The 12,211-nt window shown below is 61.1% G+C and carries 11 protein-coding genes; 10 read left to right on the forward strand and 1 reads right to left on the reverse strand.

Annotation, left to right across the window (positions count from 1 at the left end):
* Positions 1–28 precede the first annotated feature (28 nt).
* Positions 29–772, forward strand: a complete 744-nt coding sequence (locus C2L71_RS05030; protein ID WP_239926375.1) for a GTP pyrophosphokinase — start codon at positions 29–31, stop codon at positions 770–772.
* On the opposite strand, the gene C2L71_RS05035 is transcribed toward C2L71_RS05030, so the two are convergent.
* On the reverse strand, positions 711–1,802 hold the full coding sequence (locus tag C2L71_RS05035; RefSeq protein ID WP_103264793.1) for a TDT family transporter: 1,092 nt from the start codon (positions 1,800–1,802) through the stop codon (positions 711–713). The genes C2L71_RS05030 and C2L71_RS05035 overlap by 62 nt on opposite strands.
* A 232-nt stretch (positions 1,803–2,034) precedes the next feature.
* On the opposite strand from C2L71_RS05035, the gene C2L71_RS05040 reads away from it, so the two are divergent.
* From C2L71_RS05040 to cydB, 9 genes are all read left to right on the forward strand, one after another.
* Entirely contained in the window at positions 2,035–2,913 is an 879-nt protein-coding gene (locus C2L71_RS05040; RefSeq protein WP_103264693.1) for a LysR family transcriptional regulator, read from the forward strand.
* Between the two features lie 173 nt (positions 2,914–3,086).
* Complete coding sequence (locus C2L71_RS05045; protein WP_239926377.1) at positions 3,087–3,992, forward strand: aldo/keto reductase; 906 nt, start codon at positions 3,087–3,089, stop codon at positions 3,990–3,992.
* Positions 3,993–4,009: 17 nt separating this feature from the next.
* Complete coding sequence (locus C2L71_RS12270) at positions 4,010–4,213, forward strand: 4Fe-4S dicluster domain-containing protein (protein ID WP_239926379.1); 204 nt, start codon at positions 4,010–4,012, stop codon at positions 4,211–4,213.
* A gap of 340 nt (positions 4,214–4,553) precedes the next feature.
* On the forward strand, positions 4,554–6,107 hold the full coding sequence (locus C2L71_RS05050; protein WP_157938928.1) for an SLC13 family permease: 1,554 nt from the start codon (positions 4,554–4,556) through the stop codon (positions 6,105–6,107).
* Between the two features lie 237 nt (positions 6,108–6,344).
* Complete coding sequence (locus C2L71_RS05055; RefSeq protein WP_103264695.1) at positions 6,345–7,151, forward strand: ABC transporter substrate-binding protein; 807 nt, start codon at positions 6,345–6,347, stop codon at positions 7,149–7,151.
* Positions 7,152–7,166: 15 nt separating this feature from the next.
* Entirely contained in the window at positions 7,167–8,594 is a 1,428-nt protein-coding gene (locus C2L71_RS05060; protein ID WP_239926381.1) for an amino acid ABC transporter permease, read from the forward strand.
* Between the two features lie 12 nt (positions 8,595–8,606).
* Positions 8,607–9,452: an amino acid ABC transporter ATP-binding protein gene (locus tag C2L71_RS05065; RefSeq protein ID WP_239926383.1), complete on the forward strand. Its 846-nt coding sequence runs from the start codon at positions 8,607–8,609 to the stop codon at positions 9,450–9,452.
* Positions 9,453–9,620: 168 nt separating this feature from the next.
* A complete protein-coding gene (locus C2L71_RS05070; protein ID WP_103264697.1) occupies positions 9,621–11,078 on the forward strand; it encodes a cytochrome ubiquinol oxidase subunit I in 1,458 nt (485 codons plus the stop codon).
* A gap of 2 nt (positions 11,079–11,080) precedes the next feature.
* On the forward strand, positions 11,081–12,118 hold the full coding sequence (cydB, locus tag C2L71_RS05075) for a cytochrome d ubiquinol oxidase subunit II (RefSeq protein WP_103264698.1): 1,038 nt from the start codon (positions 11,081–11,083) through the stop codon (positions 12,116–12,118).
* Positions 12,119–12,211 lie beyond the last annotated feature (93 nt).

Genomic DNA, 12,211 nt, shown 5'->3' on the forward strand with positions numbered 1-12,211 from the left:
CGAAAGCGTACGTATGAGGAGCGGGAGCATGCCAGGAAGAAAGCAGCGCCGAGCGAGCCGAAGCCTATCGGTCAAAGACGCGCCTTCGCGCGATGTCGTGCGCGGGGTATTCACCGAGAAAGAGGACCTGCGCGAATCCATGAGCCAGCTTGCGCGCTTGCATGGCGCCGAGGCAAGGACGCGCGAGATCATCCAGAAGTATCAAGCCGCGATGCGCGAGATGAAGGTGCGCTTCGAGATTATCGATCAGGATCTCAGCCTGAAGAAGCACCGCAATCCCATCCATCATATCGAGTCGCGTATCAAAAAACCCGCGAGCATTTTCGAGAAGCTCGAGCGCTATGGCAAGGAGCCGACGCTCGAAAACATGGAGAAGTACATCATGGACATTGCGGGCGTGCGTGTGATCTGCTCGTATATCCACGATGTGTACAACCTGCTCGAGCTTTTGCGTAAACAAGACGACCTTGCCATCGTCACCGTGAAGGATTACATCAAGAACCCCAAGCCGAACGGCTACCGCAGTTTGCACGTTATCGTGCGCATCCCGGTGTACTTCCTCGACAAGAAGGAGTACATACCGGTGGAGGTGCAGCTGCGCACCATCGCCATGGACTTCTGGGCCAGCTTGGAGCATGACTTGAAGTACAAGGCCGTGAGCGAGGTGGAGGGTATCGACTCCTACGATGAGCTCAAGGATTGCAGCCGCATCATCGAGGATGTCGAAGCGCGTATGCAGATACTGGCCCGCGCGCTGGAAATGGAGGAATGACCTCGCCTGCAACGGCTTCCGACAGAGGCTCTGCATCGGCGTGTTCGCGCTCGAAGCGGGCTGCGAGGCGCGTGAGCAGCCGACTGTCTCCCACGGTTCCGCGTTCGGGCAGCTCGGCATGGCCGAGCAGGAAGACTGCGTAGCGCACGAACACGTAGGCCACCAGCACGGCAGCGATTCCCGTCTCGGCGGCGATCAGCGCGTCGACGAAGGTCGGCAGCGGTGTTCCGGACGATGCAAAAAATGCGGACGCCTGCCCCAGCGCAGTGGCCGTGATGACGAAGGGGAACGTCATGGCGGCGAAGCTGGGGTAGAACTTCAAGCGCAAAAGCCGCGGCAGGCGCGTGAGCACGATCAGGTAGAACGCCTGCGCGAGCACAAGCAGGATGCCGACGAACAGCGGGCTGGGGTCTGCTGCTGTGGCCAGATAGCCTGCGATAGACAGGCTCATCGGGGCCGTGTAAATGCAGAACAGAGGCCGAGCGGGTTCGGGTATCTCGTGTTTCACGTACCGGTACGTGACCATGACCAGCAGTACGAGATAGAAGGCGAATCCCATCCAGAACAGCGCGTGTCCGAGGGCTTCCATTCCGAAGGCTGGGGAAGTGGCCGACGCCACGATGATTCCCACATAGCAGATGAAGTACGTGGGGAACACTTCGGATAGCTTAAAGCGTGTCATGAAGCGCACCGAGAACCCGACCATAAGCGCGAGATGCGACGCGATGGCGGCTCCCCAAAGCGCAAATGCGGGGACGTAGGCCAGAGGCGCCATGTAGGTGGACAGCTGCATGAGCGTCATGAAGAAGGTGGCGCTTACGCTGGCGAGAATGGAGTTGCGCAGGTCGTCGCGGATCGAAGCAGGGAACAGTGCTATCTTCGCGATCAGGAGCGCAATGAGCGCTGTCGAGAGCGCGCCGCATGCGATGTGCGCCGCCTCTGCCGAAGGCGCAAGCACATTGCCGAGGGCTGCAAATCCAAGAGCCACACCGGCGATGGGAATGGGAACGTGTTCAATAAGGGTGCGCACGGCGGATCCTTTCTCGTCGTCGAACAGCGCTCGGCGGGTTCGACTCAATCGCGTAGGCGCTATTCTTTCACGAGCCGTGGAGAAAGAAAACTAATAAATATTTATGTATCGATAAATTTGTATTATGATTAAGACAGCGAATACGGAGGCAGAGGGTGCACGCGCATCGAGCTGCGCCAGAACGGGCGCGGTTGAGCACGCGGCGGTTGGACGAAATCAGAGGAAGGCAGCCATGCAGGATTTTCGCGTCGAGACGTTCTTGACGGTGTGTCGAACGATGAACTACACGCGGGCCGCCAAAGCGCTCAACATCACGCAGCCCGCCGTCTCGCAGCATATCGCCCACTTGGAGAAGGCGTACGGTGCGCGGCTGTTCGACTACCGCGGCAAGCGGCTCACGTTGACCGAGGCCGGCGAGCTTGTGCGTTCGACGTTGTCCACCATGGACCATGACGAGCGCCTGCTGCGCGAGAGGGTTGCTGCCGCGGTTTCGGGCGCTCGCATCGACATGAGCGTGGGGATGACCCTCACGGCCGGCGAGTATCTGGTGGCTGCGCCCCTTGCTGACTACCTGGCGAAACGCCCCGACATCCGCGCGACCGTGCGCTCGGGCGGCACACGCGAGTTACTGGCACTGCTCGAGGCAGGGGAGATCGATTGTGCGTTCGTCGAGGGAATGTTCGATCGGAGCGCCTACGAATGCGACGTCTATCGGCGGGAACGGCTTGTATGCGTGTGTGCGGCGGAGCATGTGCTGACGTGCGGAGCGTACTGCATCGAGGATCTGCTGTCGGAGCATCTGCTGGTGCGCGAACCGGGATCGGGCACGCGCGCGGTGCTTGAGCATGCGCTGGCTGCACGGAATTTGTCCCTTGAGGGCTTTCGGCAGACAAGCATGGTCGAAAGCCTCGACGTCATCAAGATCTTCGCTGCGCGCGGCTTGGGAATCGCGTTTCTCTACGAGGCGGCGGTTGCGCGCGAACTCGAAGCCGGCAGCTTGCGAGTCGTTCCGCTCGAGGGCTTTCGCGTGGAGCACGACATCTCGTTCATCCGCCTGAAGAACAGCGCGTTCGAGGCCGAATTCCGCCGTCTCTTCGACGAGGTTCGCTGAAGCGCTGCCGCTCTCGGGGAAGCGATGCGATGCTCCACATGGAACAGGCGTGCTGAAACACCCGATTGTTTCACGTGAAACAACGCTTCGCCCATAAAGTTCCGCTTTTCGCTTGACTTGGAGTGCGCTCCAGGAATTATGATTGCTCCCGTCACACGACGAGAGGAGCACAGGTGCGATCAGATTTTCAGAACATAGCGAAGCTGGGTTTCGGGTGCATGCGGTTGCCGCTGCTCGACGCGAACGACCAGCAGAGCATCGACCTCGAGCAGTTTACGCAGATGGTGGATGCGTTCATCGAGGGTGGCGGAACGTACTTCGATACCGCTTTCGTCTACCACGAAGGCGCGTCCGAGAAGGCGCTCGGCGAGGCGTTGGTCAAGCGCTATCCGCGTGATGCGTATACGGTGGCGACGAAGTGCCTGGCATGGGCGAGTCCCCATGCGGAGGAGGCGAAGAGCAACCTCGGCACATCGCTTGAGCGCATGGGACTCGACTACGTCGACTTCTATCTGCTGCACAACGTAGGCGGCGAGCGCACCGCCAAGTTCGACGAGTACGGCATGTGGGATTTTGCGCGACAGAAGAAGGAGGAGGGCCTCATCAGGAACGTCGGTTTCTCGATGCACGACGGAGCCGACACGCTCGACGAGCTGCTCGCCGTTCATCCGGATATGGATTTCGTACAGTTGCAGGTGAACTATCTGGACTGGGACGATCCGGTGATCGAAGCGCGTCGCTGCATGGAAGTAGCGCAAAGGCACAACGTTCCGGTAGTGATTATGGAACCTGCTCGCGGAGGACGGCTCGTCGAGCTGCCCGATCGCGTGGCTGAGGTGCTGCGCGCGGCGAACCCGGAAGCGAGCTTGGCCTCGTGGGCGTACCGCTTCTGCTACAACATGCCGAACGTGCTCACGGTGCTTGCCGGCATGTCTACGCTCGAGCAGGTGCGACAAAACGTGGCCGACTACCGTGCGAGCCGCCCCTTCTCCCCCGATGAGCAGCGGGCGTTCGATCAGGCGGCCGAGATTCTGCGCGGTATGGCGCCATCCCGTGTACGAATTGCCGCTACTGTGTGAAGGACTGCCCGCAGAGCGTGGCTATCCCCGCTATTCTAGGCCTGCTCAACCTCGAGCTCATGACCGAAAACCGCTCGTTCGCGAAGAGCCTGTACTCTTGGCAGGCGGTACCCGGTCGCGCTTCCGATTGCAGCGCCTGCGGCGCGTGCGAGGCCATGTGCCCGCAGGGCATCGATATCATCCGCCAGCTGGAGGTTGCCGCCGAGCACTTCGAAGGATAGCGCCACGACGCGATCGCTCCGTCCGGGCAGCAGCAAGATACGCGCGCTCGGGGTTCGGCTCCCGCTGCCGCAACCGCTGGGCATGCGTTCGGATGTGACTTGGCCTCCGCCGCAACGGGACATGCGCGCTCTGGTGGGGGTTCGGTTTTTGCCGCAACCGCCGGGCGGGGTTCGTTTCTTGCTGCAACCGCTGGGCGCGCGCTCGTGCGCGGCCCGCCTCTCGCAGCAGTCCCTGAGTGTGCCCGCTCGTGCGCGGCCACCTCCCATAGCACGGTACACGAGCATGCTACACTGATCCCATGATGCATGCATGGTGGCACAGCAAGACGGAACGCTCCCGATGACGAACGACGCTCGGGGGCGTTTTCGCGTGCGCGCGCCCATGGACTCGCTCATCCGATTTGTCCGTACTCGCATGGTGCTCATCGTGTCGGCGGCGGCTGCGCTCATCACCATGGTGTTCGTGCCGTTCGACGAGGCCTATCTTGGCTACTTCGACGTCAAAACGCTTGCGTGTCTGTTTGGCATCCTGGCTGTGGTGGGTGCGCTGCGCGGCATCGGGCTCTTCGAGCATGCCGCGCGCCTCGTGGTGGCGCGTTTCGCGACGTGCCGCGCGGCGGTGACCGCGCTCGTGGGAGCCACGCTTGCGCTGTCGATGTTCGCCACCAACGACATGGCCCTCATCATGATGCTGCCGCTGGCGGCAGCAACGCTCATCAAGGCTGGCTGGGAGCGTGCGCTGCCGTTCGCGTTCATCATGCAGAACCTCGCGGCCAATCTGGGCGGTATGATCCTGCCCTTCGGCAACCCTCAAAACCTGTACCTCTACGAGCGCTTCTCTATCCCGCTGGGTGACTTCCTGGCTGTGATGGCGCTGCCCTTCGGTGTATCGGTTGCGCTCATCGCGCTCTGTTGCGCGCTATTCCTGAAGCCCGATCCGCCGCAAGCTCCAGAGAAGAAAGCGATCGGAGAACAAGCGAAAGCGAGCCCTTCGGAAGCGAACCGATCGGAAGCGAACCCCGCGGAAGCGAGGCGAGAAGCGAAAGCGAGCAACGCGGAGGCGCACCCCTCGGAAGCAAAGCGCCGACCGGAAGGGAATCCCTCAGAAGGGAACCCCTCGGAAGCGAATCGCGCAGAAGCGAAGATCCGCGCTGTGCCATCGTATCGAACGAATGTTTCACGTGAAACATTCGTTTCCAAACAGGGGAGGGCGAGCGCGCACCCCGTCACCCGGCCGCACCCCGTCGCCCAACCGCACCCAGCCACCCATCCGCAGCCTGTCGGCGGCCGTCTTGCGTCCGCCGACCGCTCCGATCCTGACGCGCGTCTGCGCATCACCGCCCGTGAGCGCCGGCGGGTCGTCGTCTACTTCTCGCTGCTTGCGCTCGTCATTGCTTCGGTGTTTCGACTCGTGCCCTATCCGGTGGCGCTTGCGGCCGTTGTGCTTGTGCTTGCGGTGTTCGACCGTCGCGCGCTACGGACTGTGGACTACGGGCTGCTGCTCACCTTCGCATGCTTTTTTGTGTTTGCCGGCAACATGGCGCGCATACCCGTGATAGAAGGCCTGCTTTCAGGACTCATGGGACAAAGCGCGCTTCTGGCGAGCGTGGGTACGAGCCAGATTATCAGCAACGTGCCCGCCGCTGTGCTGCTCTCGCACTTCGCCGGCAGCTACGAGGCGTTGCTCGTGGGCGTGAACATTGGCGGCGCGGGCACGCTCGTTGCCTCGCTTGCCAGTCTCATCACGTTCAACCAGTACCGCACCGTGCTCGCGTCGTTTCCGCACCGTCCCGAACTTGCCCGCAATACTTCGGGCGCCTTTCTTGCGCGATTCACGGCATACAACGTCGCGTTCCTTGCAGTGCTGCTGCTCGTCTGTTGGCCGCTTGTCTAACCGGCGCACATCGACTATGCCGGCGTCATCGGTTGGTCGCTCGCTTGTCCGATGCGCTCTAGCGCTTTAGTGCGCTAAACCGTACGCACGCAAGAATCGACCGTTCGCGGGTACGGGAGGCGCTTCGAGCACCCGTTCGGGGAAGTTACCTCTTCTATACTGAAGGGGTGCGTTTTATAGTAAAGTAGCTGCGTCATTCTTGTTCCGATTTGTGGACGCGGTGGAAAGGGGAGGATCATGGCTATCAAGAAATGGGGTGCGCTTGTCGCTGCCGGCATGCTTGCCGCAACGCTCGCCCTCTTCGGATGTTCGTCGGGCGGTTCGAACGAGCAGGATTCGTCGAGCGCTTCATCCGATACCGGCTACGCGCTCATCGAGGATGGCAAGCTGACCGTTGCCGCTTCGCTCGATTTCCCGCCGTTTGAGAATCTTAACGGCGACCAGCCCGAAGGCTTTGAGGTCGACCTCATGAAGGCCCTCGCCGAGGAGATGGACCTGGAGTGCAACTACCTGCCCTCCACCAAGTTCGACACCATCGTTCCGCTCATTCAGACCGGCGGCAAGGCCGACGTGGGCGTCTCGGGCATCACCATCACCGACGACCGCCTCGAGGATGTCGACTTCACCGATCCGGTGTGCGACGTGAACCAGAGCCTTACGGTGCTGACCGGCTCGGGCTACACGAGCGCCGCAGACCTTGCCGGCAAGAAGGTGGGCGCCCAGACCGGTACGACCGGCTACGAGTGGGCTGCCGAGAACATCAAGGACGTCGAGGTTGTAGGCTTCGACGAGATGACGGCCGTGTTCGCCGCGCTGCAGTCCGGCCGTATCGATGCTGTTGCCGTCGATCTGCCGGTTGCAAACTACTATGTGAAAAACGCCTACACCGATTGCGAAGTAATCCAAGAGATCCCCACGGGCGAACAGTACGCCATCGCAGTCAGCAAGGACAATCCTGAGCTCACGAAGGCGCTCAACAAAGCGCTGCAGGCGGTGCGCGATAACGGGAAGTATGACGAAATCGCCAATCAGTGGATCCGATAAGCCGGTCTGCACGCGATGCTCGCCACTTGTAACCACATGAAGAGCGCGACGAAGCGCTCGCTCGGCGCCGCGGCGATCATCCTCGCCGCGGCGCTCGTCCTGTCGTTCGCCCTTTCCGCGCAAGCGCAGGCGCTTACGATTGAGCGCTGGACGGCCAAATCGAACCAGGATGGAGAAAACGCCGTCCTAGGGGCCACGCCCACCCGTGTTACCTGGCAGGGTCAGTCCGATGAGGGCGAGTCGCTGTCGCAAGTGACCATCGAGCTGCCAGGCGGCTCGACGGTCGAGGCGTCAAACGTGAAGACGACCGTGCTCAACGGGCTCGATCGGCTCGACGTCGGTTCCGAAGTTTCAGTGGAAGACGGGACGCGGGTCGTTGTGTCGTTCCCCGAGCCGACGCCGGCCGGTGCGCTTATCATGGTGGAGTGCAACCGAACGCTCCTGCCCGCCGATGGAGGCTCGTACGGGCCTGCGGGCAGCTATGTCACAGCCGAGGGACAGACCCTCGCCATGCCGTCATCCGACCAGGTCATCGACATTGTCAGCTCCACTCCTGCCGAGCAGTTGTCGAGTATGCTGAGCGAGCAGGATTGGGTGAAGGCGTGGAACTCGAACAAGTTCCTCCACTTGTTCTTCGATCCCACCATTATCGTCACATCGGTGCCCGCGGTATTTAGCGGCTGGCTCCTGGCCCTTGGCCTCGTTGTGGTCAGCTTCCCGCTGGCCATTCCGCTCGGGTTGCTCTGGTCGTTTCTGCGGATGGCGAAAAGCCGTATCCCGCGTGCTATTGGGGCCACCTACATCAATGTGGTTCGCGGCACGCCGTTGTTCCTCCAGATATACATCGCGTTCTTCGGGCTGCCGCTCATGGGCATCAGCATGGATCTGTTCATGCTGGGCGTCATCGTGCTCGTGCTCAATTCGAGCGCGTACTTGGCCGAGATCTTCCGCGCCGGCATTCAGTCCATCAATACAGGACAGTTCGAAGCTGCGCGCTCGTTGGGCATGAATGGTGCGCAGACCATGTTCTATGTCATCATCCCGCAGACCGTGCGGCGCGTCATTCCCACGATGACGAGCGAATTCATCCTCATGTACAAGGACACTTCGCTTCTGGCCGCCGTCGGCGTCATGGAGATCATGATGTATGCGAAGACCATCACGGCCGCAACAGGCAATGTGACGCCTTACATCGTGGCTGCTGGCTTCTATCTGATCGTGACCATTCCCATGACGAAGCTCATCAACTCGATGGAGGCGCGCCTCGCTCGCGGTAAGCGCAAGCGCAAGAAGAGCGGCCCCGGCGATCGCAGCATCACATCCGAGGCGTCGGTCGTGCCCGATTCCGATGTGGCCGTGGCGCGCAGCATGCGCATGTCCGAGACGTTCGCCGGGCCCATCGACGACGATCTGGTTCCCGGCAGCGGCCGGATCAGCCACTAGGGAGGTGCGGTCATGAGCGAACCGAACAACGAGAACGCCCTCGCGTCCGAAGCAAGCGGAGGAGCCCGGGCCGCCGAAGGCTCGTCCGCAGCTCCTACGACACAGGTCAACGGGGGAGCAGCCAACGACAAACCGGTTGTGCGCATCGAGGGCCTCCGCAAATCGTTCGGCGACAACGTGGTGCTACGGGGCATCGACCTCGATATCCGCCGCGGCGAAGTGGTCGTTATCCTCGGGCCATCGGGGTCGGGCAAGTCCACGCTCCTGCGCTGCGTGAACCTGCTCGAGACACCCACCGACGGTAAGATATTCTTCGAGGATACCGAGATCACCGCCAAGAAGACCGATATCAACAACGTGCGTGCCAAAGTGGGCATGGTGTTTCAGAGTTTCAATCTGTTTCCCCACCTCACCGCCAAGGCCAACGTCATGCTGGCCCAACAGAAGGTGCTCAAGCGGAGCAAGGCCGAAGCCGAGCGCGTCGCCATTGAGCAGCTTGAGCACGTGGGCCTGGGGGATCGCATCGATTACAAGCCTGCCGAACTGTCAGGCGGCCAGCAGCAGCGCGTCGCCATCGCCCGTGCGCTTGCCATGGACCCGCACGTTATGCTGTTCGATGAAGCTACAAGTGCCCTCGACCCCGAGCTTGTGCGCGACGTGCTTGGTGTCATGAAGAACCTGGCCAAGGGCGGCATGACCATGATCGTCGTCACGCACGAGATGGGCTTCGCGCGGGACGTCGCAGATCGCGTCATATTCATGGATGGCGGCTTCATCGTGGAACAGGGTTCTCCTGAAGAGGTGTTCGATCATCCGAAATCCGACCGAACGAAGGACTTCCTCGGCCATATCTCGTAAGGACGGGGGTTTCGGCTCGCCTGGTACGAGAGACGCGGCGGACACGGGTTTTTCGCGGCCGGTACCGGCGCAGTCTAAATTGATATAAAATCAGTAACATAAATCCACGAATGGTGGTACAATACCCCTCAAAAGGTTCTTTCGACTGAGAAAGTAAGGGGGTGTGCAATGGATTTCCTCTCCGATCCTGTGTTGCTCGCGCGCGTGCAGTTCGCGTGCACGGCGGCGTACCACTTCTTCTTCGTGCCGCTGACCATAGGTTTAGGACTGATCCTGGCCATCAACGAAACTCGGTACTATCGGTCGCGTAACGAGCATGATGCTGCGGCCACCACGTTCTGGGTGAAGATCTTCACCGCGACGTTCGTGATCGGCGTTGCCACGGGCATCACGATGGAGTTCTCCTTCGGAACGAACTGGGCAGACTACTCCCGCTTCGTCGGCGATATCTTCGGTGCGCCGCTGGCCGCTGAAGCGTTGCTCGCCTTCTTCCTCGAATCGGTATTCCTGGGCATCCTCCTGTTCGGCCGCAAGCGTGTTTCGGCGAAGTTCTATCTTGTCTCGGCCTGGCTCGTTTGGCTCGGCTCCTGCCTGAGCGCGCTGTGGATTCTCATTGCAAACTCCTGGATGCAGACGCCGGCCGGCGCCGAACTCGCTGCCGACGGATCGAAGGCCGTCATCACCGACTTCTTCGCCGCGGCGTTCAACCCGTCGCTTCTTGCCCGCTATTCGCACGTCGTGGTGGCGCTGCTCATCATGGGCGCGTTCGTGGCCATGGCGGTGGCCGCATGGTACCTGCTGAAGGGCCGCCATCAGGACTTCGCCATGAAAACGCTCAAGATCGGCGCCGTGGTGGGCATCGTCACGACCGTCGTCATGCTGGGCACCGCCCATTCGTCGGCCGTCGTCGTGTCGGAAGAGCAGCCCACCAAGCTCGCCATGATGGAGGGCATGTACGAAGGCGAAGCGCCCGATTTGTACCTCTTCGGCTGGGTCGATGAAGAGAACCAGCAGGTTGTCACTCCGTTCTCGATCCCCGGAGGCACGAGCTTCTTGGCTACGGGCACGTGGGACACCGAATTCCAGGGTCTCAACGACCTTGCGAAAAGCGAGCAGTACGGAGCTCTCGATGTTGAGGGTGCTCCGGTGAATTTCGTGTTCCAGACCTACCATCTGATGGTGGCCATGTTTGGGCTCATCGCGATCACGGTGTTCTTGGCGCTTCTGTTCCAACGTAAAGGTAAGATTAAATCCATGAAGTGGCTGCAGCGGCTCATCGTCGTATCGCCGGTGTTTCCGCTGCTCGCCATTCAGTGCGGTTGGTTCACCGCCGAGCTCGGCCGCCAGCCGTGGGTGGTCTATCCATCTGCGACCGGCCCCGAAGGCGTGAGCCTGCTGACCAACGAGGGCGTATCGCAATCGGTATCCAACGTTGAGCTGCTTATCACCATGACCTTGTTCCTACTCGTGTACCTGCTCCTCATTGTCGCCTGGGCGCGGGTCATGGGACGCTTCATCAAGGAGGGCCCCGTAGCGAGCACGGCGCCTGCGGAAGTTCCTGCAGGCAGCGACGAGACGGCGTCTGCGATCGGCGTTTCCGACGATCTGGCGAAGGAAGGTGAGTAGCAATGGAACTTACATTCTTCCAGGGCTTGTGGTTCATGCTCATATTCGTTCTCATCGCGGGCTACTTTGTTCTTGACGGCTTCGACTTGGGATCGGGCGTGCTATATCCTTTTGTCGCCAAGGGCGATACCGAAAAGGCCGTCGTGCGCCGCAGCATCGGGCCGGTGTGGGACGGCAACGAGGTATGGCTGCTCACGGCCGGCGGTGCGCTGTTCGCGGCGTTTCCGGCCGCCTACGCCACGACGTTCTCCGGATTCTACCTTGCTATCATGCTCGTTCTGTTCGGGCTGATCGTGCGTGCGGTGTCGCTCGAATACCGCGGACACGATCCCAAGTGGGGCAGGTTGTGGGACGGGTGCTTTTTTGTCGGATCCCTGGTGCCGGCGCTGTTGTTCGGCGTGGCTGTTGGCAACGTTTTCGCCGGCATTCCGATGGATGCCAACGGCGATTATTCGGGCTTTCCGCTGCTTGGGCTGATCTCACCGTTCACGCTGCTGTGCGGCCTGCTGGGCTTGGCGATGTTCATGGCGCAAGGCGCAGCATGGCTTTCGCTCAAGGCTCCGAAGCCTTCCGATTTGCAGGCGCGTGCAGCCAAGCTGCGGCTTCCTTTGCAGATTGCGGCTGTTGTGTTGTTCGCGCTGGTGTCGGTGTACGCGCTGGCCGTCATCCAGCCTGCCATGGACCCGGCGCTCGGCGCGCTGCGTTGGGTGTTCGCGGTGCTCGTGCTTGCCGGCATCGGCGTCTCGCTTTTCTTCTCACTGAAGAAGCAGTGCGATCTCGGTGCGTTCATCGCACAGTCGGCTTCTGCGTTTATGCTGGTCGGGCTGTTGGCTACGTCGATGTTTCCGAATTTCGTGGTGGCCTCGGCCGAGAGCGTCGGAGCGTCTCTCACGGCGATGAACGCGTCGTCGTCCGAACTCACACTCATGTGGATGACCATCATCACGTGCGTCGGCCTGCCGCTCGTGCTCCTGTACCACGTGATTATCTACCGCACGTTCCGTGGTCGGGTCAGCGATGAGGATCTTGCGCACTACTGATGTGCGAATGAAACCTCACGATCGGCTTTGAGCCGAAGCCATGCAGAAGGCCGCCGTGGTGCGGCCTTCTGCATGGACGCTGCGCATCGGCCG

It is taken from the genome of Enteroscipio rubneri, assembly GCF_002899715.1.
Lineage (GTDB): Bacteria > Actinomycetota > Coriobacteriia > Coriobacteriales > Eggerthellaceae > Enteroscipio > Enteroscipio rubneri.

Bases quoted from the DNA above. Each gene is read 5' to 3' on its own strand.
- C2L71_RS05030 (WP_239926375.1), top strand. From the start codon at position 29: ATGCCAGGAAGAAAGCAGCGCCGAGCGAGCCGAAGCCTATCGGTCAAA.
- C2L71_RS05040 (WP_103264693.1), top strand. From the start codon at position 2,035: ATGCAGGATTTTCGCGTCGAGACGTTCTTGACGGTGTGTCGAACGATG.
- C2L71_RS05050 (WP_157938928.1), top strand. From the start codon at position 4,554: ATGACGAACGACGCTCGGGGGCGTTTTCGCGTGCGCGCGCCCATGGAC.
- C2L71_RS05055 (WP_103264695.1), top strand. From the start codon at position 6,345: ATGGCTATCAAGAAATGGGGTGCGCTTGTCGCTGCCGGCATGCTTGCC.
- C2L71_RS05060 (WP_239926381.1), top strand. From the start codon at position 7,167: ATGCTCGCCACTTGTAACCACATGAAGAGCGCGACGAAGCGCTCGCTC.
- C2L71_RS05065 (WP_239926383.1), top strand. From the start codon at position 8,607: ATGAGCGAACCGAACAACGAGAACGCCCTCGCGTCCGAAGCAAGCGGA.
- C2L71_RS05070 (WP_103264697.1), top strand. From the start codon at position 9,621: ATGGATTTCCTCTCCGATCCTGTGTTGCTCGCGCGCGTGCAGTTCGCG.
- cydB (WP_103264698.1), top strand. From the start codon at position 11,081: ATGGAACTTACATTCTTCCAGGGCTTGTGGTTCATGCTCATATTCGTT.